Origin of the sequence: Lapillicoccus sp. (assembly GCF_036559105.1) — a bacterium.
GTDB lineage: Bacteria > Actinomycetota > Actinomycetes > Actinomycetales > Dermatophilaceae > Lapillicoccus.
This window is the reverse complement of the sequence record NZ_DATBTV010000054.1, coordinates 1-20165: the sequence shown is the minus strand read 5'-3', so window position 1 is coordinate 20165 and position 20165 is coordinate 1. Positions and strand designations below refer to the sequence as shown.

The following is a 20165-nucleotide window of genomic DNA, read 5'->3' as shown; positions in this document are numbered from 1 at the left end:
GTGGCGATACTGAGCCGATGGGACGGCCCGCGGCGGGGTGGCGAGCGGTCGTGACCGCAGTGGTCGCGGCCGCCGCGCTCGGCGCGTGCACGTCCACCGACGGTGCCGGGTCCACGACCGCCACCGCCGGCAGCGGTCCTCGGCTGTCCTGGGCCCCGGTCACCCTCCCCGCGGGGGTCGAACCCAAGACGCTCACCACGATGGGCAACCGTGTCCTGGTCGGCGGGCTCAAGACCGGTGACACCCCCGACACGCCGTCGCCGACGATGCTCACCATCGACGCCGCAGGGAGCCAGACGCCGATCCCGCTGAACCCGCAGTCCCCGTACGCGCCGCTCGCCCGCTGGTACTCGGTCGCCACCGATGGCACCCGGATCGTCGCGATCGGCGGGGCGAACGGCGGCGCGCACGCGAACGTCCGGTGGACGACGTGGGCGGGCACCGCGGCGGGCGTCGACGAGCTGCCGCAGAGCTTCTACGCGTTCGGCGGCTGGGGCGCCGGGGACCTGGTCGACGCCGTCATCACTCCTGGCGGTGACGCGCTGGTGGGCAGCTGGGGCGGCGCCAAGGCCGGTCTCGATGCGGCGGTCTGGACCGTTGCCGGCCGCGTTTGGACCCGTCAGGACCCCGCCGGCACCGCCCTGGAGAGCACCACCACCCTCCTCGTGGGACCACGCGGGGCCACGCGGGATGGCGACGGCATCCTCGTCACCGGGTCCGCCCTGCACCTGGACCAAGGGGTCGCCCAGACCGCCGCCGTGTGGCGGTCGTCCGGGGTCGACGCCGGCTGGCACCGCATCGACCTTCCCGGCGCCGGCACCCACAGCGAGGCGGTCTCGGCCGAGTGCGCGAGCGGGGACGGCGACTGCCTGGTCACCGGACAGGTCGACGGCCGGCTGGCCCTGTGGTCGCTGCGGGGGGACACCGCGAGCCGGAACGTCAACGTCCCGAACATCGCGGTCGGCGACCAGGACGTCATCCCCCGACCGATGGCGGCCGGCGGCAACGGCACCGTCGTCGTCAGCCCGTCGTCAACCGGGACGGTGGTCCTCACCAGCGGCGTGGAGGGATGGGCGATCTCCGACGGTCCCACGGGCCGGCCGGTGGGCGCCGCTCTGGTGGGCGACCGCCTCTACGTCGCGACGCGACCGACCGCCGGTGCCACAGCGAACCTCGTCGTCGCCCGCTGGCCGAGGTAGGGGACGCGTCAGACTGCGGGCACCTCGGCCGGCAGACCGAACGTCTCGAACAGGCTGAGGTCGAAGTAGGCCGTGACCCGCTCGACGCCCTGGGGCCCGAGGGTCAGCTGCTGCAGCTGGAACGGCCACATCCGTCCGTCGAGGCCCTTCATGTAGAGGCCGAAGGCGGGCTGGCCGTTGGCGGTCGTCGGGACCATCCGCATGTCGCCGGCCTTGTTCGCCGGGCACTGGTTGGCGATGAGCCTCCCGATCTCCACGTTGCCCTGGTACCAGCCGGTGAACGGCGGCATGTCCCAGATCGCGTCGGTCGTGAGCATCTCGACGATGGTCTCGATGTCGTAGGCCTCGAACGCGGCGACGTAGCGCTCCAGCTTGGCCTTGACCTCCGGGTCGTCGGCGCTGAGCTGCGACGACGCCTCCTCGGGCGGCGCGAGCTTCTCGACGTGGGCTCGGGCCCGCTGGAGCGCGCTGTTGACCGCGGCCACGGTGGTGTCGAGGGCGGCGGCGACCTCGGCGGCCCGCCAGCCCAGGACGTCGCGCAGGATGAGCACGGCCCGCTGGGTGGGGGTGAGGTGCTGCAGGGCGGCGATGAAGGCGATCCGGATCGAGTCGTGGGTGACCGCGGTGGCCTCGGGGTCCTGCGGCGCGGTGCCCGCGACGAGGGTGTCGGGCATCGGCTCGAGCCAGGTGATCTCCGGCCGAGCCTCGAGTGCGCCGGTCGGGTCGGAAGCCGGGGCACCGAGGCCGGTGGGAAGCGGGCGGCGGGCCCGGCTCTGCAGCGCGGTGAGACAGGTGTTGGTGGCGATCTGGTACATCCACGTGCGGAGCGAGGAGCGTCCCTCGAAGCCGTGGAACGCTCGCCACGCCCGGATGTAGGTCTCCTGGACGAGGTCCTCGGCGTCATGCACCGAGCCGAGCATCCGGTAGCAGTGCGCCATCAGCTCGCCGCGCATCGGCTCGACGAGGGCCATGAACTCGCCGTCGGTCTGGGGCTGGTCGCGGTCGGGCCGGGGCTCGGCTGTCGGCGTGCGGGTCTCACTGGCCACCGGGATCATCATCCGAAACTACGCGACCCCACCGACATCCGTAGGGGGTGGGCCGACAGATTTTCGCGTCCGCGGGAGTCTCAGGGTGCATGAGGCGGATGATCTTCGTGAACCTGCCGGTAGCCGACCTGCCGACGTCGCGGGACTTCTACACCTCGCTCGGCTTCCCGGTGAACGAGACCTTCTCCGACGACCAGGTCGCCGCCATCGTCGTGTCGGACACCATCGTCGTCATGCTCCTGACCCGCGACCGGTTCGCCGACTTCGTCACCGGTTCAGTGGGGGATCCCCGGAACGGTCCGACGTCGATCGCCTGCCTCAGCGCGGAGTCACCGCAGGAGGTGGACCGTCTGGTCGGCACCGCGATCGCCTGCGGCGGATCACCGTGGCTGCCCAAGATGCAGGACGGCCCGATGTACGGCCACAGCTTCGCCGACCCGGACGGGCACGCGTGGGAGGTCCTGCACATGGACGTCGGCGGCGACCTCGGCGGCGACCTCGGCGGCGTGGACGAGACGGCCCTCGTCTGACCGCCGTCAGCCCCGCAGTGCCGCGAGCGCCAGCCGGATCTGGTGCTCGAACAGCGCCGCCGGCTGCGTGAAGGTGTCGGTTCCGAACTGCCCGAACACCTCGAGGCTGACCGCCCCGAACAGCACCGACCACATCATCACGGCGCGGCCGACGACCGCCGGGTCCATCTCCACCTCGAGCTCGCCGCGGACCCGCGCCAGGTCGGCCCGCAACGCCCTCGGCACAGGGACGTCGGTCACCCCGTCCACCACGTCACCGTCTCGAACCCCCTCGGCCATCAGCGCGAGGAGCGTCCGCACCACCCGGGTGCCCGGCTCGGTCGTCTGCTCGCCGGGGGCCTCGTACCCCGGAACCGGGCTGCCGTACAGGAGGGCGTAGCGCGCGGGTTCGCGCAGCGCCCACTCGCGCACGGTCGCGCATACCGCGAGGACCCGCGCGTCCCAGGAGGCCCGCGGCAGCTCGGCCAGCCGCGCGTCGACCGCGTCGCCGAGCTCGGTGTAGGCGTCGACGACGAGAAGGGTGAGCAGCTCGTCACGGCTCGCCACGTAGCGGTAGACCGCCGACGACACCATCCCGAGGTCGCGGGTGACGGCTCGCAACGACAGCGCAGCCGCGCCGTACTCGATCAGGTGCTGCCGGCCGATCTCGAGCACCCGCCGGGTGACGTCGTCGCGGCGTCGCGCGCGCACCCCTTCGGTCATGGAGGGAGTCTGTCATAAATTCGAGAGCACTGCTCTTGACTCGGCGTCGGATGACGCGCATACTCGAGACAAGCGAGAGCACTGCTCTCCAAATTTCGAAAAGGAGAAACGCCATGACCCAGGAGCCCGCCTCCACCACCCGCTACATCAAGGCCACCCGCGGCGACGTCGCGTTCATGAAGGCCGTGCGCTGGCTCACCGAGCACGGAGTGAGCCTGATGGGCTCGCGGGTCCTCACCGTCCGGGGTCGGAAGACCGGGACCCCGCAGTCCGTGCCGGTCAACCTGCTCACGCTCGACGGCCGGCGCTACCTCGTCGCTCCCCGCGGGCAGACCCAGTGGGTCCGCAACGTGCGGGTGGCGGGCGAGGCCGAGCTTCGGGTCGGCCGTCGCGTCGAGCGGGTCCGGCTGGTCGAGGTGCCGGCCACCGACCGCGTGCGGGTCCTCCGCGTGTACCTGAAGCGCTGGGGCTGGGAAGTCGGCCGCTTCGTCGAGGGCCTGACCACGAGCTCCACCGACGCCGAGCTCGCCACGGCAGCGCCGGGTATGCCGGTCTTCGCGGTGGAGCCGGTCGCCGCCACTACCGTGGCGGCGTGAGGACGCAGGGACATCGCTTCGTCCGTTCGGTATGCGCGGTGCTGGCCGCCGCGGGCGCCGCCACCGCCCTCGGGGCGTGCAGTAGCTCACCGCCCGCACCCGTACCGGCACCGAGCACCTCGACGTCGGCTGCCACCCTCGGGTCGACGACGACCCCAGCGACGTCGGGCTCCTCGACGGCGCCGGTGGAATCCGCCGGCCGGTGCACGAGCAACACCGCCAAGGCGGTCGTCGAGCCGGCGCCAGGCGGCGCCTCGGCCGGCCACATCGGCCTCCAGGTCACCGTCACCAACGGCAGCTCGGCTCCCTGTGTGATCCAGGGGTTCCCGGGCGTCTCCCTGGTCACGGGCGGCGAGGGCCAGCAGCTCGGCGCACCCGCGAAGCGGACGCCCGCGACCCCGGCCATGCTGACGGTGCTGCCCGGAGCCAAGGTCAGCGCGCCGCTCCAGCTGGCCCAGGCGGCGAACTTCCCGGACTGCGGCGTCACGCCGGCGATGGGTTTCCGGATCTACCTCCCGGACGACACGGCCGCCCAGTTCTCCCCAGCCACGCACCAGGGCTGCTCCAACACCGCCGTCGTCCTCATGGAGATCGGGCCGTTCGCTCGCTGAACCGCTGGTGTTGCACGTCTGTCCAGGGTTTGTAGAGTGTTGGTATGACGTCAGTCACGCTGCCTGTGGACGCGAGCGATCCCGGCGAGCCGGTCGGGGTGCGCATCGGTGAGCTGAGCCGGCGGGTCGGGGTGAGCGCCGAGCTGCTGCGCGCCTGGGAGCGCCGCTATCAGCTGCTCCAACCCGCCCGCTCCCCCAAGGGCTACCGGCTCTACACGGCCCAGGACGAGCTGCGCATCCGCGCCATGCAGGACCAGCTAGCCCGCGGGCTGTCCGCGGCGGAGGCCGCACGGGTGGCGCGGGGGGCGGCACCGGCCGAACCCGCATACCCGATCTCGACCCCTCCCGGTGCGCCGCCCAGTGCCGAGACCGATGCGGCGATGCGCCACTACCGAGCGCTGCAGCGGGCCCTCGACGCCTACGACGACACCGACGCCCAGCGCGTGTTCGACACGATGCTGCGCGAGCTCAGCCTCACCACGGCGCTCCGCGACGTCGTCATGCCCTACCTCGCCGAGCTCGGAAACCGGTGGGAGGCCGGCACCATCGACGTGGCCCAGGAGCACTTCGCCAGCAACCTCCTGCGCGGTCGGCTCGCCGGGCTCGCGCTGGGGTGGGGTCAGGGCGTCGGCCCGCGGGCCGTGATCGCCTGTCCGAAGGGCGAGCTGCACGACCTGCCGCTCATGGTCTTCGGGATCGTTCTCAACCGATGCGGTTGGCGGGTGACGTTCCTGGGCAACAACACACCGGTGAGCGATCTCGACAGCGCCGTGCACTACCTCGAGCCCCAGGTGGTCGTCCTCTCGGCGACGACGAGCGAACCGTTCGAGGCGGACCTCGACGGGTTGCGCTCGCTGGCGAGCCGCGTGCCGGTGGTGCTGGCCGGGCTCGGGGCCACGCCGGACGTGGTCGCCGCGACCGGCGCCACCGCCCTGCTCGGCGATCCGGTGACCGAAGCGATCAACCTGCCGGTGCCGCGTCAGTCCGTCGCGGCCGGGGCCGGCTCATGAAGGTCCTCGTCGCGGGGGCCTCGGGCTTCGTCGGCCGGCGGCTCTGTCCCGCGCTCGAGGAGGCCGGTCACGAGGTCCGGGCCATGACCCGGCACCCGGACACCTACGAGGGCGCCGGCACCCCGGTCGGCGCCGACGTCCATGACGCCGACTCGCTCGACGAGGCAATGGCCGGCTGTGACGCCGCCTACTACCTCGTGCACTCCTTGGACGACGACGACTTCGAGAACAAGGACGCCGCCGGCGCCTCCACCTTCGGCGCCGCGGCGGAGCGCGCCGGGCTCCAGCGGATCGTCTACCTGGGTGGTCTCGGGGACGACTCCGAGGAGCTGTCCGCCCACCTGCGCAGCCGACGCGAGGTCGAGTCGGCCCTGTCGGAGTCCGGGGTGCCGGTGACGACGCTTCGCGCCGGCATCATCGTCGGCGACGGGGGCATCTCCTGGGAGATGACCCGCCAGCTGGTCGACCACCTCCCGGCCATGATCACACCGCGCTGGGTGATGACCCGCACCCAGCCAATCGCCGTCGCTGACGTCGTCCGCTACCTCGTGGGCGTCCTCGAGCTGCCCGAGGCGGCTGACCGAGCCCTCGAGATCGGGGGCCCGGAGGTGCTGCGCTACAAGTCGATGCTCCAGCGGGTGGCTCGGATCCAGGGCCGCGACCTGCCGCTCGTCCCGGTGCCGTTGCTGACGCCCTCGCTGTCCTCCCGCTGGCTGTCGCTGGTGACCGACGTCGACACGACGACCGGCCGCAACCTCGTCGACTCGATGACCAACGAGGTTGTCGTGAAGGACGACAGCATCCGCACGATGGTGCCGTTCGAGCCGATGGGCTACGACGACGCCGCACGGACCGCGCTGAAGGAGCGAGCCGACCGGGGCGCCGACCAGGCTTCCGGTGCGTCACCCGCGGACACCGTGCACCGCATCCTCGGGCGGCTGCCCAAGCCGTTCCACCTGCAGGAGCCGCGGGTCCCCGACGAGACCGAGGCGGTGCGCAACCGCCGCCGCCGGATCGTCCTCGGCGTCGGCGCCGCCGGCGCGACGCTGCTGGGTGTCTCGTTGAGTGCCGAGCCCGGCTCCAAGCGCTTCTACTGGCTCACGGGTGCGCTGGCGGCGACCTGGACGGCCGGCGCGGTCGCCTCGGGTCCCCTGCACCTGGGCTGGATCAAGAGCCGCGACGACAACCTGCGCCGCCCGATCATCACGCCGGTGGCGACCGGTGTGGCGGCGTTCGGCGCGTTCTACGGCGCCGCTCTCGTGGCGCGCGAGATCCCGATCCTCAACCGGGCCATCGGCAACGTCCTGCGCTACGCCGACCAGGGCAACATGCCGCTGATCATCCTCACCACCTCGGTCAACGGGCTCGCCGAGGAGATGTTCTTCCGCGGCGCCTTCTACACCGCCGCCGCCGACCGGCCCATCCTCATCTCGACCGCGGCCTACACCGTCGCGACCGCCGCCAGCCGCAATCCTGCGCTCACCGTGGCGGGCGGGGTGATGGGGCTGCTGTTCGGGATGCAGCGCCGAGCGTCGGGCGGCATCCAGGCACCGATGCTGACCCACCTCACCTGGGCGATGCTCATGCTCCGCTACCTCCCGCCGCTGTTCGAGCGGTCGATCCGCCGGGAGGAGATCCGGGCGTGACCCCGTCGGTCCTGTGGTTCCGCCGCGACCTGCGGCTGCGCGACCATCCAGCCCTCGACGCCGCCGCCAAGGCCGGCCCGGTCTGTGCCCTGTTCGTCCTCGACGACGTGCTGCTCAGGGTCGACCACGGCCCGCGGACGGCATACCTCTATCGCAGCCTGCGCGCTCTCGACGAGGACCTCCGCTCGCACGGCGGACGCCTCACGGTCAAGCGCGGCCGCCCCGAGAACGTCGTGCCCCGGCTGGCCAGGGAGGTCGGCGCGAGCGAGGTCCACGTCAGCGAGGACTTCGCTCCCTACGGCGCGGCCCGCGACCGTCGCGTCGAGAAGGCCCTCGGCGACGTGCCCTTGGTACGGACGGGCAGCCCGTATGCGGTGTCGCCCGGCCAGCTGCTCAAGAAGGACGGCGAGCCGTTCAAGGTCTTCACCCCGTTCTACCGAGCATGGTCTGAGCGCGGCTGGCACAGCCCGTCGACGTCGAACCCGGCGGGGATCTCGTGGCACCCCGAGGACGGGATCGACATCCCTCACGACCCTCGGGTTTCTGCGGACCTGCCCGACGCCGGTGAGGCCGCTGCGCTGGCGGCGTGGAAGGAGTTCCTGGACGGGGACGTCGAGCGCTACAACGCGGAGCGCAACCGGCCCGACCTCGACAGCACGTCGCACATGTCGGTACACCTGAAGTTCGGGGAGATCCACCCGCGAACGATGCTCGCCGACCTCGGCCGGCGAGGACCGGCATACCGGCGTCAGCTGTGCTGGCGCGACTTCTACGCGCAGGTCCTGCACCACCGGCCGGACAGTGCGCACGGGTACTTCCAGCCGGCCATGTCGCGGATGCGCTACGACACCGGGAAGCAGGCCGACGAGCGGCTCGAGGCGTGGAAGCTGGGCCGCACCGGCTACCCGATCGTCGACGCCGGTATGCGTCAGCTCCTCGCGACCGGGTGGATGCACAACCGGGTCCGGATGATCGTCGCGTCGTTCCTCGTCAAGGACCTGCACCTGGAGTGGACGCTGGGAGCCCGTCACTTCATGGACCACCTCGTCGACGGCGACCTTGCGAACAACCAGCACGGGTGGCAGTGGACGGCGGGCACCGGGACCGACCCGTCGCCGTACTTCCGGATCTTCAACCCCGTCCTGCAGGCGAAGAAGTTCGACCCCGAGGGGGCCTACGTCCGCCGTTGGGTACCTGAGCTGACGTCGTTGCCCGCCAACGAGATCCACGAGCCGTGGAGCGTGGATCCCCCGCCGGACGGCTACCCGGCCCCGATCGTCGACCACGACGCGGAGCGCAAGGAGTCGCTGGCTCGCTACCAGGAGGTCCGGGCCGGCTGACGGATTCGACAGACCGTCACGTTCAACGGTCGCCACCTTCCGAACGTCGTCGGACGCGTGAGGAGTAGGCGTGTCGCTGTTCCAGCTGAGCACGCCGGCGCTCATCGTCGGCCTCTTCGCGGTCCGGGGATCGCCCTGCTCGCGGCGGTGATCGTCGCCCCCACGCTGTTCATCACGTTCGACCTCGACCGACCGGTTCGCGGGCTCATCAACGTGCCGGCCGACACCCTGACCACACTGCGCACCTCCATGGACGCCCCGCCGGCGTACGGCGGTCCCAGCTGACGATCCGCACCGCGGCGGCCCGGCTCCATAGCGAAGCGGCGCGACCGTAGCGGCGAGGTGTCGCGATCACGACGTGGTGGCCGCTACGAACGCCGCTGTGCGGACCGTGGAGCGGCGCCCGTCACGTCAGCTGGTAGTCGAACCAGACCCGGTGGGTGTCGTCCTCGTCGACGGACATCCCGCCACCACCGGAGATGGGCGCCAGGTCGCCGACGCCGCTGCCGGGGACGATGACGAACAGCTCGTACTGCCGGTCCGAACCCGTTGTCGTGGCCGAGTGCACGTAGGCGAACCCGCCGGTGTCGTCACCGAGCCGGCCCTCGAAGGTCTCCAGCGCCACGTACGTCCCCGTCCCCGTCCCCATGTCGAAGGCCGACGTGAAGATCGTGGCCGAGCGGCCGGACACGTCGCCCTCGTAGACCTTCTCCATGACCGCCGTCCCGACCGGGATGCCCACCTCGATGGCCACCGGCGGCGGGTCGATGCGAGCGGGGACGAACGACGCGACGGTGAAGGTGCCCTCGGCTCTCATGACTCCGGACCCTAGTCGGGCACGCGGACGAGACGTCGGTGTCGGTGCCGACCGCGACGATCAGCGGGTGACGACGTCGACGAGCACGACCATCCCCACCCGTGGGCCCTTCTCGCTGAAGGAGCTCGCCCTGTTCGGGTTCGGCCACCGCAACGAGCGGTCGTTCGACGGCGTCATGCGGATGGCCTTCCGCGTCGACCACGACCTCGAGACCGCGGTCGGCGTCGAGGTCCGTCAGGACGGCGACGAGCTCGACCTGACGATCCACGGCGACGCCGACCCGGAGACCGTCGCCGCGCAGGTCGCGCGGGTCGTCTCCTGCGACCACGACGGTGAGGGGTTCGCCGAGCTCGGCCGTCGCGACCCGGTCATCGGGGCGCTCCAGCAGGCGGCGCCGGGGCTCCGTCCGGCGCTGTTCTACTCGCCCTACGAAGCCGCGGTCTGGTCGGTCATCAGCGCCCGCCGAGCCCGCGCACAGGGCATCACCCTCCGCGAGCGCCTCAACGAGGCCCACGGCACCGCCTTCGAGCTGGCCGGCCAGACCGTCACGGCCCTCCCCGCCCCGTCGACGCTGGCGGCACTCACCGACCTCCCCGGGCTTCCGGCCGACCGCATCCCCCGGCTGCAGGCCATTGCCGCAGCGGCCCAGCGGGGCGACCTGGACGTCGGCCGCCTCGTCGCCATGGGACCCGAGGCCGCCCAGCTCGCGGTCCAGGAGCTGCCCGGGATCGGCCCGTTCTACAGCGCGCTCATCGTCGTCCGGGCCTGCGGCTTCGTCGACGTGCTGCCCACCGACGAGGCCCGCAGCCGTCAGGCGGTCCACGACCTCTACGGCCTCACCACCCCGATGACCGACGATGAGTATGCGACGTTCGCCGACCGCTGGAAGCCCTACCGCACCTGGGCGGTCGTGCTCATCCGCGCCGCCGCGCACCGGCTACCGGCCTAGCGGTCAGACGACGGCGGTCATGCCGCCGTCGACGTAGAGAACCTGCCCGTTGACGAAGTCCGATGCGGCGGACGCCAGGAACACCAGCGCGCCCACGAGGTCCTCGACGCCGCCCCAGCGACCGGCCGGCGTACGCCCACGGACCCACTCGCTGAACTCGGGGTCGTCGACCAAGGCCTGGGTCAGCTCGGTGTCGATGTAGCCGGGGCACAGTGCGTTCGCCTGGATCCCCTTCGGCCCGAGGTCCGCGCAGAGTCCCCGGGTCAGCATGACGACGCCACCCTTGGTCGCGCTGTAGGGCGCGATGCCCGGTCTCGCCAGCCGGCTCTGGACCGACCCGATCATGACGATCTTCCCGCTGCCGCGTTCGGCCATGCCCCGACCCACGCGCTGCGAGACGAGGAACGCACTGGTGAGGTTGGTCGCGACGAGCTCGTCCCAGTCAGCCACCGAGAAGTCGAGGACCGGAGCCCTGCGCTGCATACCGGCGTTGTTCACGAGGATGTCCGGCGTCCCCCACTCCGCCTCGATCCGGCCCACCCCTGCGTCCACCGATGACGCCGACGTCACGTCGAAGGCCGCCGGCAGCGTGACGGCCCCCTCGCCGGCCAGGGTGGCCGCCGCCCCGGCCGCCCGGTCCTCGCCCCGGCCGTGCACCACTACACGGGCGCCCGCCGTGAGCAGGCCGCGGGCGAGGGCGTACCCGATCCCCCGTGTGGACCCGGTGACCAGAGCGCTTCGCCCGGTGAGATCGAAGAGACCGTCCGGCATGATCTACAGCATGCCCGAGCCCGCACCCCGCGACCTGACCCAGGACGTCGAGCGGGTGGGCGTGATCGGGCTCGGCGCGATGGGCCGTCCGATGACCGAGCACCTGCTCCGGCGACCCGCCACCGCCGTGGCGATCCACGGCCGCGGCCCTGACCGCTATGTCGACCTCCTCGACGCGGGCGCCCGCTGGCACGACACGCCGCACTCGCTCGCCAGCGACGCCACCGTGGTCCTGCTCATGCTGCCCGACCTGCCGCAGGTCGAGGAGGTCCTCGCCGGCGAGGACGGGCTGCTGGCCGACCGTCCCGACGACCTGCTGCTCGTCGTCTCGTCCACGTCGTCGCCGACCGGGGTCCGCCGACTCGGCGAGCGGTTGGCCCGTGAGACCGACGGTCGGGTCCGCGTCGTCGACGCCCCGGTGTCCGGCGGGGTCGACGGGGCGCAGGCCGGGACGCTGTCGATCATGGTCGGCGGGACGGACGCTGACGCGCGCCGGGCGATGGCGGTCCTCGAGGCGTGCGGACGGGCGTACCACCTCGGGCCGCTCGGGTCCGGTGAGGTCGCCAAGGCCTGCAACCAGCTCGTCGTCGCCGCCGCCGTCCTCGCTCTCGGGGAGGCGGCGGTCCTCGCCGACCGCAGCGGGCTCGAGCTCGACACGCTGTTCGAGCTGTTCGCCGGCGGGTATGCGGACAGCCGCATCCTGCGGACCCGCGGCGACCGGATGGTCACCGACGACTTCAGCCCTTCCGGGATCGCCCGCTACGTCCTCAAGGACCTCGACTTCGCTACCGACGTCGCGACGGCCACGCGCACCGACGCGGCCCTGCTGCCGGCGGTCAGGGCGGCTTTCGCCGACCTGGTGAACCGGGGGATGGGCGAGTCCGACATGGCGGTCACCAAGCGCTACATCGAGGAGCGGAGCCGGCGGCGGTGACCTCCGCACCACCCGCCGGTCGCCGTCCCAACATCCTGTTCCTCCTCAGTGACGACCACGCGGCCCACGCCATCAGCGCCTATGGGTCGGTCGTCAACACCACCCCGCACATCGACGCGATCGGCGAGGCCGGCGTCCGGTTCGACAACCTCTTCGCGACGAACTCGCTCTGCGCTCCGAGCCGCGCGTCTCTGCTGACCGGCACCTACAGCCACGTCAACGGCGTGAGCACCCTCGACACGTTCATCGACGCCACCCAACCCACCTTCGTCAGCGCCCTGCGGGACGCGGGCTACCGCACCGGCTTCGTCGGCAAGTGGCACATGGGTGACGGCGACACCGACGGGGTCAGCCACGACCCGCACGGCTTCGACTACTGGGACGCCCTCGTCGACCAGGGCGAGTACCACGACCCCCGGTTCCTCTCCGCGGCCGGGCTGCGCGTCGAGCCCGGCTACGCCACCGACCTCATCACCGACCTCGCGATCCGCTGGCTGGGATCGCTGGACGGGGATGAGCCGTGGTGCCTCCTGGTCTGGCACAAGGCTCCGCACCGGCCCTGGGAACCGGACGACGCGCATACCGGGATGTATGCGGACCGCCAGATCCCGGTCCCCGGAACCTTCACGGACGACCTCGCCACCCGCTCCGACACGGCTCGCCGGGCGGCCATGAGCGTCGCCGACGACCTCACCAAGGTGGACCTGAAACAGCCTGTACCGCAAGGTCTTTCGCGCGAAGACGAGGCGTTGTGGAAGTACCAGCGCTACATGGAGGACTACCTCGCCTGCGTGGCCTCGGTCGACGACAACGTCGGCCGCCTCGTCGGCTGGCTGCGCGACCGCGGCGACCTCGACGACACCGTGCTCCTCTACGGCTCGGACCAGGGCTTCTTCCTCGGCGACCACGGCTGGTTCGACAAGCGGTTCATGTACGAGGAGTCGATCCGGATGCCGTTCCTCGTGTCGTACCCGCGCGCGGTCACTCCGGGGACGGCGCATACCGGCATCGTCAGCAACGTCGACGTCGCCCAGACCCTGCTCGAGGCGGCGGGCGTACCCGCCGACCCCCGGATGCAGGGCCGTTCGTTCTGGCCGGACGTCGCCGGAACCCGCGACCCCGACCCGCCGCACGACGGGCTGTACTACCGCTACTGGATGCACGACGACCGCAGCCACCACGTCGGCGCGCACTACGGCTTGCGCACCGAGCGGTACTGCCTCGTCTACTTCTACAACGACGGCCTCGGCGTGCCCGGCTGCTCCGACGAGCGCTACCCGGCCGAGTGGGAGCTCTACGACCTGCTCGAGGACCCGGCCGAGCTCCAGAACGTCGCCGACGACCCGGCGTACGCGTCGGTGCGGACCGACCTCGAGCGCCGGCTCTGGCGAGCCCAGGCCTCGGTGGGCGACGCGCCGCATCCGGAACAGCCGCAGCCCGCCGACGTCTGAGGAGACGCGGTTCCTATGACTGCGATATGAGTCGCGGTCCCGCACTGCCGCTCGCGCGTCGCCGAACGTACAGTCAGGAGGTGGCCCGCGTCATCGCCCCGCCCGAGGCGGACGCCGCTGGACCGAGCGGCGATGGCGATCCCGGCCGTCCGCGTGAGGACGGCGCCGGTATGCGGGTACGTCGGGCCGGCACCCGCGCCGCCCGGCCCTTCGTCGCCGCGTGGACGTGGGCCCGGCGCGTCCCCGGCCGGGTGTGGGTCGTCGGCATCGTCGCGGTGCTGCTCCTTGCGGCGGTCGGGACCTACGCGCTGACCCGGCCGAACCCCGTCGCTCCGGTCACCCAGCAGGACATCGACGCCAAGGTGAAGAAGGGCATCGACGACCAGGCCAAGGCCGAGGCCGCCGCCCCGCCCGACGGGACCGTCGCCTACCAGACCATCCAGCCCTCGCTCGTCCTCATCAACGCGAAGCGCGCCGGTGGCAGCAGCGGAGAGTCCGGCAGCGGTGCCGGCGTCATCGTCAAGGACGACGGCACGATCCTCACCGCCCTCCACGTCGTCAGTGGGGCGGAGGCGATCACCGTGAGCTACACCGACGGCACCTCCTCCCCCGCGACGATCGCCAGCCAGCAGCCGGAGAACGACATCGCCACGCTGTCGCCGTCGACCCTCCCGCAGACCCTCGTGCCCGCGGTCCTCGGTGGCGGAGTCCAGGTCGGCACCCCCGTGTTCGCGGTCGGCCACCCACTGGGGCTGACCGACTCGCTCTCCGCCGGCGTCGTGTCCGCGCTCGACCGGTCGGTCAACATCGGCAACGGTCAGAAGCTCGAGCACCTGATCCAGATGGACGCCGCGGTGAATCCCGGCAACTCCGGCGGCCCGCTGCTCAACAAGGCCGGACAGGTGGTCGGGATCGTCACCGGGCTCGCGAACCCGAGCCAGCAGGGTTTCTTCGTCGGGATCGGCTTCGCCGTCCCCATCGCCACGGCCGGCGGCGGCGCCGGTGCCCCCGCCCAGTGACCTCGCCTGTGACCGCATCCGTGACCGTGCCCAAGGAGCCGACATGACCGACTCGCCCCAGCCCAGCGCCGCGGCGCGGCCGCACCCGCTCGAGCAGGCGCTGTACGAGGTCAAGAAGACCATCGTCGGGCAGGACGACCTGCTCGAGCGGATGATCGTCGCGCTGCTCGCCGGCGGTCACCTCCTCGTCGAGGGCGTACCGGGGCTGGCCAAGACGATGGCCATCAAGACGCTCGCCGACGCCATCGGCGGCGACTTCCAGCGGATCCAGTTCACCCCCGACCTCGTGCCGGCCGACCTGGTCGGGACGCGGATCTACAACCAGCGCGACGGTGAGTTCCAGGTGTCGCTCGGCCCGGTGTTCGCCAACCTCGTCCTCGCCGACGAGATCAACCGCGCCCCGGCCAAGGTCCAGAGCGCCCTGCTCGAGGTGATGCAGGAGCGGCAGGTCACCATCGGCCGCGAGACCTACCCCGCTCCGGACCCGTTCCTCGTCATGGCCACGCAGAACCCGATCGAGTCGGAGGGCACCTACCAGCTCCCCGAGGCCCAGGTCGACCGGTTCATGCTCAAGGTCGTCGTCGGGTACCCCACTCCGCCCGAGGAGTTCGTCGTCGTCGAGCGGATGATCGGCACCCTCGCCGCGACCCAGAGAGTGCTGACCGCCGAGTCGCTGAAGGAGTACCAGAGGCAGGCCGCCCAGGTCTACGTCGACCCGGGAGTCATCGAGTATGCGGTCCACCTCGCCAACGCGACGCGGAACCCCGCGATCATCGGGAAGGCCGAGCTGGCCCGGTTCGTCACCTTCGGCGCCAGCCCGCGCGCCTCGATCAACCTGGTCCTCGCCGCTCGCGCGCTCGCCTACCTGCGGGGGCGCGACTACGCGCTGGCCACCGACGTGCGCGACCTGGCCCGCGACGTGCTGCGGCACCGCATCGTGCTCTCCTACGAGGCGCTGGCCGAGGACATGAGCGCCGACGACCTGCTGACCCCGATCCTGGCCGCCACCCCACTCCCGCAGATCCCGTTGAGGGAGAGGTCTGCCCACGCCGTATCGCCCGGTGACTCGCCGGGAGGATCGCCATGGACCAGGCCGCCTCGCTGACGCCGGAGCGCCTGCTCCGGCAGCTCGAGTGGCGGGTCGTCCGGCGGCTGGACGGCCAGCTCCAGGGCGACTACCGCAGCCTGTTCCGGGGGAGCGGGATCGACTTCACGAACCTTCGCGAGTACGAGCCCGGTGACGACCTGCGCCACATCGAGTGGAACGTCACCGCGCGGATGGACACGCCCTACGTCCGCGAGTACGTCGAGGACCGCGAGGTCACGGCCTGGCTGCTGCTCGACCACTCCGCGTCGATGGGGTTCGGGCCGGTGGACCGGCAGAAGGACCTCGTCCTCGCGGAGCTGGCGACGACGCTCGCCCTCGTGCTGACCCGGCGCGGCAACCGGGTCGGGATGGTCGTCTTCGACCAGGACGTGGAGCGGGTGCTGCCGGCGCGCTCGGGCCGGAACCAGGTGCTGCAGATCGCCGACGTGCTCCTCGACCGCCGGAACGCCCGCGCCGCCGCGACCGAGGCCGCGTCGGCCACCAAGCCCGGCCGCCGACGGCGCCGCGACGAGAGCGGACCCGAGCGCCACGTCACCGACCTGGGCGCGATGCTGAACCGGTCCGCCGGGATGATCCGCCGCCGGGCCCTGGTCGTCGTCGTCTCCGACTTCATCAGCGAGCCGGGATGGGAGAAGGCCCTGAGCCGGCTCGCGCGGCGCCACGAGGTGGTCGCCCTGCAGGTCAGCGACCCCCGCGAGGACGAGCTGCCCGACGTCGGCTCGATCTACGTCGAGGACGCCGAGACCGGTGAGCAGATCTTCGTCGACACCTCCGACCCCGGATTCCGCTCGCGCCTCAAGGCCGCGGCCGACGACCGCCAGGCGCTCCTCGAGGAGGCCACCCGTTCGGCCGGCGTCGACCTGCACCAGGTCCGGACCGACGAGGACCTCGTCCGCTCGCTGCTGCGCATCTCCGAGCTGCGCCGGAGGCGGCGCCGATGAGTCTCCCGAGCCTGCAGTGGCCCTGGGCCCTCCTGGGCCTGCTCGCCATTCCAGTGGTCGTCGTCGCATACCGGCGGCTGTTGCGGCAGCAGTCCGACCGCCGGGCCGACCTGGCCCGGGAGGGCCTCGTCGTCCCCACGGCCCGCCGGGACCGGTGGCGGCACGTCGCGCCGGTCCTGCTCGTCGCCGCGCTCGCCGTGATGCTGCTCGCCCTGTCCCGCCCGGTGGCCGCGGTGGCGGAGCCGCGTCGCGAGGGCACCGTCATCCTCGCCTTCGACGTGTCCACGAGCATGGCGGCCAAGGACATGCAGCCGACCCGCCTCGACGCGGCCAAGGCCGCGGCCAAGGGGTTCGTCGACAAGCAGCCGGCGACGGTGAAGATCGGCGTGGTCGCCTTCGGTGGGAGCGGCATCGTCGCCCAGCAGCCGACGACCGACAAGGACCAAGTGCTCGCCTCGGTGAACCGCCTGACGCCGCAAGGGGAGACGTCGCTGGGGCGGGGGATCCTCACGTCCCTGAGCGCTATCGCCGGCAAGCCCATCGTCAGTAACGGCGACACCGAGAACGGCAGCAACGGCGAGACGCCGATTGGCTACTACCAAGGGTCCGCGATCGTCCTGCTCACGGACGGTGAGAACACCAGCGGTCCGGATCCGGTCAACCTGGCCGACCTGTCCGCCGCGGCGGGCGTGAAGATCTACCCGATCGGACTCGGGAGTGCCGCCGGGACGGTGCTGCAGATGGGCGGCTTCAGCATCGCGACGCACCTCGACGAGGACGCCCTGAAGCAGATCGCACAGATCTCCGGGGGGACCTACTACAACGCGACCGACGCCACCTCGTTGTCGCAGGTGTACGACTCGGTCCAGCTGAGCTGGGTGTCGCGCAGCGTCCCCCACGAGATCACCTCGCTGGTCGCCGGGATCGCGACCCTGCTGCTGCTCGCCGGAGCGGTCGTCTCCGTACTGCGTCGAGGTCGGGTGATCTGAGTGAATGTCGACCAGCCCTACCTGCTGCTTGGCCTGCTGGCCGTGCCGGTCCTGCTCGCCGCATACGTGTGGCAGACCCGACGGAGGAAGCCGGCGGCGGTCCGCTACTCGAACGTCGCCCTGGTGCGCACGGCGGTCGGCCCGAGCCGCCGCTGGCGGCGGCACATCCCGGTGGCCCTCGTCATCGCCAGCCTCGGGCTCCTCGGCGTCGCGGCGGCTCGGCCACAGGTCAAGGCGGACGTGCCGATCTCGAGCTCGACGGTGATCCTCGCCCTCGACGTCTCGGGTTCGATGTGCGCGACCGACGTGGATCCCAACCGGCTCAGCGCTGCGCAGGCCGCCGTGCGCAAGTTCGTCGAGACACAGGGCGACGACACCAAGATCGGCCTCGTGCTGTTCTCCGGGTTCGCCCAGCTCGCCGTGGCTCCGACGACGAACAAGACCGACCTGCTCAACACCCTCGACGCCGTGACGACCGGCCGTGGTACGACCATCGGCGCGGCGATCCTCAAGTCGATCGACGCGATCGCCGAGCTGGACCCCAACGTGGCGCCGAGCTCGCCTGAGGCTGCGCCCAACCCCGACGGGTCGTCGATCCCCAAGTCGCCGGAGGGTGGGGACGGGTCGTCGACTCCCACCCCGACGCCGAGCGCCAACGGGGACAAGGCTCCGGAGATCGTCGTGCTGCTCACTGACGGCGCGAACACCCGCGGTATCACGCCCCAGGACGCCGCCGTCCAGGCCGCCGCCCGCGGTGTGCGGGTCTACCCGATCGGCTTCGGGACCAAGAACCCGACCCAGATGGTCTGCTCCGCCGCACAGCTCGGTGGGATGAACCAGCAGGGGTTCGGCGGCGGCGCCCGGGACTTCGGTGGCGGGGTGGCCCCTGGTGGTGGCCGGAACTTCCTCGTGGTCGACGAGGACGCCCTCAAGACCGTCGCGTCGACGACCGGCGGCGAGTACTTCGCGGCGACCGACGCCGACCAGCTGCAGAGCGTGCTGGCCAACCTGCCGAAGCACGTCACGACCCAGCAGCAGGACGTCGACATCAGCGCCGGGTTCATCGCGCTGGCGGCCCTGATCCTCCTGATCGGGCTGGGTCTGTCGATCCGGTGGAGCACCCTGTCCGGCTAGTGCCCCAGGTGACAACGCGGTGTCTTCTCCCCCTCAGGAGGGGAACGATCCACCGCACAGAGGGTCGGTGCGAACCGGTGCGAACCGGCGCGAACCTCGATCAGTCCGAGGGCTTCCGATCGAGTAAACGATCGGGCATGAGCGGCGTCGAGTGCCGGCGCCACACCCGCCACTCCCCGTCGATCCACCGCCAGAGATCCGACATGACGAACACCCCGCCACGGTCCTCGCCCATGACACTGGCCTCCATCCGAACCCGCCGGAGCACCGCCCCGACGTCGCCCTCGACCTCGACAATCTGCTCCTCGACCTCCCACTCGCTCACGACGTAGTCGGCCAGCACCTCGAGCCACACCTGGCGAGTCATGACGTTGCGGACCGGCTGGACCAGCTCGAGCGCGAAGTCGGGGGCCAGCAGCTCGGCGGCGGCCGACTCGTCCCGGTCGCGCACGGCGGCGTCCCACTGGGTGGCCCGGCGCAGCAGCTCGTCCGCGGTCGACGCGTCCGACTCCACCACGGTCACCGGTGACAGCTCGGCCTCGAGCTGCTCGTCAGGCATCACATCCACTGGCGTCCTCTTCTCGCCCCGAGTGAGCGGCGTGACACCCTTCGGTGGTGTCGTCCATGCCCGCGCCCGAGTCTGCCACCATCGCGCGGCGGTCCGCCTGGCGAGTGGTTGTCGGCTCACTGTGGGTAACCGGTGCCGTGGTCTGCGCGGTCCTCAGCCGAGAGTCGCTGCTCGCGGGCCATCCCGCCTACCCCGTCACGCTGGCGGCGGTCGCGGTCGTCGGCCTGCTCCTCATCGTCACGGAGCGACAGCACGTCCCTCGCGACCGACCGCACCATCGCGTGGCGACCGTCGTCGGCCGAGTGGCCGCGGCCGTCGTGACCGTGGTCGTCCTTGGCGCCATCGGCTATCTCGTCCCGCTGGCCGCGGCGCCAGAGGCCGTCGCGGCCATGTCGGGCGACTCGGCCGTCCGGGTCGAGACGTCCCCGACCAGGATCGTCCTCACGCCCACCGCCACCCCGAAGGCCGGCCTCGTGTTCCTGCCCGGCGCCAAGGTCGACCCTCGCGCCTACGTCCCTCTGCTGACCGAGGTCAGCGCTGCCGGGTACCTCGTCGTCATCGTCAAGGAGCCGTACAACATCGGCTTCCTCGCCACCGGTGAGCCGGCCAAGGTCGTCGCGGCCACCCCCGGTGTCACCCGGTGGGCGGTCGGCGGTCACAGCCTGGGCGGGGTCACCGCCGGGATCTCGGTGTCACCTCGCGACTCCGGCCTGTCCGGGCTGCTGCTGTGGGCGTCGTACCCGCTCGGATCACTGGCCGACCGGACCGACCTCGTGGTCGCCTCCGTGTCGGGAACGGCCGACG

Annotated in this window: 22 protein-coding genes; 17 read left to right on the top strand and 5 right to left on the bottom strand. The window is 71.7% G+C overall.

What is annotated here, in order from left to right:
* Positions 1-1199: hypothetical protein (locus VIG79_RS07660; protein ID WP_331884207.1), on the top strand; the 1199-nt coding region annotated here is incomplete at its 5' end.
* An 8-nt stretch (positions 1200-1207) separates the two neighbouring features.
* On the opposite strand, the gene VIG79_RS07655 is transcribed toward VIG79_RS07660, so the two are convergent.
* Positions 1208-2245 carry a sigma-70 family RNA polymerase sigma factor gene (locus tag VIG79_RS07655; protein ID WP_331884205.1) on the bottom strand — a complete coding sequence of 346 codons (1038 nt, stop codon included), beginning with the start codon at positions 2243-2245 and terminating at the stop codon, positions 1208-1210.
* An 89-nt stretch (positions 2246-2334) separates the two neighbouring features.
* Here VIG79_RS07655 and VIG79_RS07650 point away from each other — a divergent pair, with 89 nt between their 5' ends.
* A complete protein-coding gene (locus VIG79_RS07650; RefSeq protein ID WP_331884203.1) occupies positions 2335-2775 on the top strand; it encodes a VOC family protein in 441 nt (146 codons plus the stop codon).
* A gap of 6 nt (positions 2776-2781) precedes the next feature.
* On the opposite strand, the gene VIG79_RS07645 is transcribed toward VIG79_RS07650, so the two are convergent.
* On the bottom strand, positions 2782-3477 hold the full coding sequence (locus tag VIG79_RS07645; protein ID WP_331884200.1) for a TetR-like C-terminal domain-containing protein: 696 nt from the start codon (positions 3475-3477) through the stop codon (positions 2782-2784).
* Positions 3478-3590: 113 nt separating this feature from the next.
* Between VIG79_RS07645 and VIG79_RS07640 the strand changes: the two genes are divergently transcribed.
* The 6 genes from VIG79_RS07640 to VIG79_RS07615 all read left to right on the top strand — a co-directional run bounded on the left by VIG79_RS07640 (position 3591) and on the right by VIG79_RS07615 (position 8965).
* Positions 3591-4073: a nitroreductase/quinone reductase family protein gene (locus VIG79_RS07640; RefSeq protein ID WP_331884198.1), complete on the top strand. Its 483-nt coding sequence runs from the start codon at positions 3591-3593 to the stop codon at positions 4071-4073.
* Positions 4070-4684, top strand: a complete 615-nt coding sequence (locus tag VIG79_RS07635) for a DUF4232 domain-containing protein (protein WP_331884196.1) — start codon at positions 4070-4072, stop codon at positions 4682-4684. The genes VIG79_RS07640 and VIG79_RS07635 overlap by 4 nt, the downstream gene beginning before the upstream one ends.
* A gap of 44 nt (positions 4685-4728) precedes the next feature.
* Positions 4729-5694: a MerR family transcriptional regulator gene (locus VIG79_RS07630; RefSeq protein WP_331884194.1), complete on the top strand. Its 966-nt coding sequence runs from the start codon at positions 4729-4731 to the stop codon at positions 5692-5694.
* The gene (locus tag VIG79_RS07625; RefSeq protein WP_331884192.1) at positions 5691-7340 is read left to right on the top strand and encodes an NAD(P)H-binding protein; all 1650 of its coding nucleotides are present in this window, start codon (positions 5691-5693) and stop codon (positions 7338-7340) included. Before VIG79_RS07630 ends, VIG79_RS07625 begins: the two co-directional genes overlap by 4 nt.
* The gene (locus VIG79_RS07620) at positions 7337-8680 is read left to right on the top strand and encodes a deoxyribodipyrimidine photo-lyase (RefSeq protein ID WP_331884190.1); all 1344 of its coding nucleotides are present in this window, start codon (positions 7337-7339) and stop codon (positions 8678-8680) included. Before VIG79_RS07625 ends, VIG79_RS07620 begins: the two co-directional genes overlap by 4 nt.
* Before the next feature lie 147 nt (positions 8681-8827).
* On the top strand, positions 8828-8965 hold the full coding sequence (locus VIG79_RS07615) for a hypothetical protein (RefSeq protein WP_331884188.1): 138 nt from the start codon (positions 8828-8830) through the stop codon (positions 8963-8965).
* Positions 8966-9086: 121 nt separating this feature from the next.
* Here the strand turns inward: VIG79_RS07615 and VIG79_RS07610 are convergent, their stop codons facing one another.
* Positions 9087-9497, bottom strand: coding sequence for a DUF3224 domain-containing protein (locus tag VIG79_RS07610; protein WP_331884185.1), 411 nt, complete (start codon positions 9495-9497; stop codon positions 9087-9089).
* A gap of 67 nt (positions 9498-9564) precedes the next feature.
* On the opposite strand from VIG79_RS07610, the gene VIG79_RS07605 reads away from it, so the two are divergent.
* On the top strand, positions 9565-10446 hold the full coding sequence (locus VIG79_RS07605) for a hypothetical protein (RefSeq protein WP_331884183.1): 882 nt from the start codon (positions 9565-9567) through the stop codon (positions 10444-10446).
* 3 nt (positions 10447-10449) lie between these two features.
* Here the strand turns inward: VIG79_RS07605 and VIG79_RS07600 are convergent, their stop codons facing one another.
* A complete protein-coding gene (locus tag VIG79_RS07600; protein ID WP_331884180.1) occupies positions 10450-11217 on the bottom strand; it encodes an SDR family oxidoreductase in 768 nt (255 codons plus the stop codon).
* Positions 11218-11227: 10 nt separating this feature from the next.
* Between VIG79_RS07600 and VIG79_RS07595 the strand changes: the two genes are divergently transcribed.
* From VIG79_RS07595 to VIG79_RS07565, 7 genes are all read left to right on the top strand, one after another.
* A complete protein-coding gene (locus VIG79_RS07595; protein WP_331884177.1) occupies positions 11228-12151 on the top strand; it encodes an NAD(P)-dependent oxidoreductase in 924 nt (307 codons plus the stop codon).
* Positions 12148-13602 carry a sulfatase gene (locus VIG79_RS07590; protein WP_331884174.1) on the top strand — a complete coding sequence of 485 codons (1455 nt, stop codon included), beginning with the start codon at positions 12148-12150 and terminating at the stop codon, positions 13600-13602. Before VIG79_RS07595 ends, VIG79_RS07590 begins: the two co-directional genes overlap by 4 nt.
* A gap of 80 nt (positions 13603-13682) precedes the next feature.
* Positions 13683-14621 (top strand): S1C family serine protease, encoded by a 939-nt coding sequence (locus VIG79_RS07585; protein ID WP_331884172.1) that lies wholly within the window; start codon positions 13683-13685, stop codon positions 14619-14621.
* A gap of 43 nt (positions 14622-14664) precedes the next feature.
* The gene (locus VIG79_RS07580; protein ID WP_331884169.1) at positions 14665-15726 is read left to right on the top strand and encodes a MoxR family ATPase; all 1062 of its coding nucleotides are present in this window, start codon (positions 14665-14667) and stop codon (positions 15724-15726) included.
* Complete coding sequence (locus VIG79_RS07575; RefSeq protein WP_331884166.1) at positions 15705-16670, top strand: DUF58 domain-containing protein; 966 nt, start codon at positions 15705-15707, stop codon at positions 16668-16670. Before VIG79_RS07580 ends, VIG79_RS07575 begins: the two co-directional genes overlap by 22 nt.
* Complete coding sequence (locus VIG79_RS07570; RefSeq protein WP_331884164.1) at positions 16667-17659, top strand: VWA domain-containing protein; 993 nt, start codon at positions 16667-16669, stop codon at positions 17657-17659. Before VIG79_RS07575 ends, VIG79_RS07570 begins: the two co-directional genes overlap by 4 nt.
* The gene (locus tag VIG79_RS07565) at positions 17660-18793 is read left to right on the top strand and encodes a VWA domain-containing protein (protein WP_331884161.1); all 1134 of its coding nucleotides are present in this window, start codon (positions 17660-17662) and stop codon (positions 18791-18793) included. It begins immediately after the preceding gene.
* 100 nt (positions 18794-18893) lie between these two features.
* Here VIG79_RS07565 and VIG79_RS07560 read toward each other — a convergent pair whose 3' ends face one another.
* Positions 18894-19352, bottom strand: coding sequence for a nuclear transport factor 2 family protein (locus tag VIG79_RS07560; RefSeq protein ID WP_331884210.1), 459 nt, complete (start codon positions 19350-19352; stop codon positions 18894-18896).
* A gap of 65 nt (positions 19353-19417) precedes the next feature.
* On the opposite strand from VIG79_RS07560, the gene VIG79_RS07555 reads away from it, so the two are divergent.
* On the top strand, positions 19418-20165 hold a 748-nt coding region (locus VIG79_RS07555; protein WP_331884158.1), incomplete at its 3' end, for an alpha/beta hydrolase.

What these genes read in the sequence shown, in the direction of transcription:
- VIG79_RS07595 (WP_331884177.1), top strand. Translation starts at nt 11,228, where the DNA reads ATGCCCGAGCCCGCACCCCGCGACCTGACCCAGGACGTCGAGCGGGTG.
- VIG79_RS07570 (WP_331884164.1), top strand. Translation starts at nt 16,667, where the DNA reads ATGAGTCTCCCGAGCCTGCAGTGGCCCTGGGCCCTCCTGGGCCTGCTC.
- VIG79_RS07560 (WP_331884210.1), bottom strand. Translation starts at nt 19,352, where the DNA reads ATGCCTGACGAGCAGCTCGAGGCCGAGCTGTCACCGGTGACCGTGGTG.
- VIG79_RS07630 (WP_331884194.1), top strand. Translation starts at nt 4,729, where the DNA reads ATGACGTCAGTCACGCTGCCTGTGGACGCGAGCGATCCCGGCGAGCCG.
- VIG79_RS07650 (WP_331884203.1), top strand. Translation starts at nt 2,335, where the DNA reads ATGAGGCGGATGATCTTCGTGAACCTGCCGGTAGCCGACCTGCCGACG.
- VIG79_RS07640 (WP_331884198.1), top strand. Translation starts at nt 3,591, where the DNA reads ATGACCCAGGAGCCCGCCTCCACCACCCGCTACATCAAGGCCACCCGC.
- VIG79_RS07625 (WP_331884192.1), top strand. Translation starts at nt 5,691, where the DNA reads ATGAAGGTCCTCGTCGCGGGGGCCTCGGGCTTCGTCGGCCGGCGGCTC.
- VIG79_RS07600 (WP_331884180.1), bottom strand. Translation starts at nt 11,217, where the DNA reads ATGCCGGACGGTCTCTTCGATCTCACCGGGCGAAGCGCTCTGGTCACC.
- VIG79_RS07645 (WP_331884200.1), bottom strand. Translation starts at nt 3,477, where the DNA reads ATGACCGAAGGGGTGCGCGCGCGACGCCGCGACGACGTCACCCGGCGG.
- VIG79_RS07575 (WP_331884166.1), top strand. Translation starts at nt 15,705, where the DNA reads ATGGACCAGGCCGCCTCGCTGACGCCGGAGCGCCTGCTCCGGCAGCTC.
- VIG79_RS07610 (WP_331884185.1), bottom strand. Translation starts at nt 9,497, where the DNA reads ATGAGAGCCGAGGGCACCTTCACCGTCGCGTCGTTCGTCCCCGCTCGC.
- VIG79_RS07580 (WP_331884169.1), top strand. Translation starts at nt 14,665, where the DNA reads ATGACCGACTCGCCCCAGCCCAGCGCCGCGGCGCGGCCGCACCCGCTC.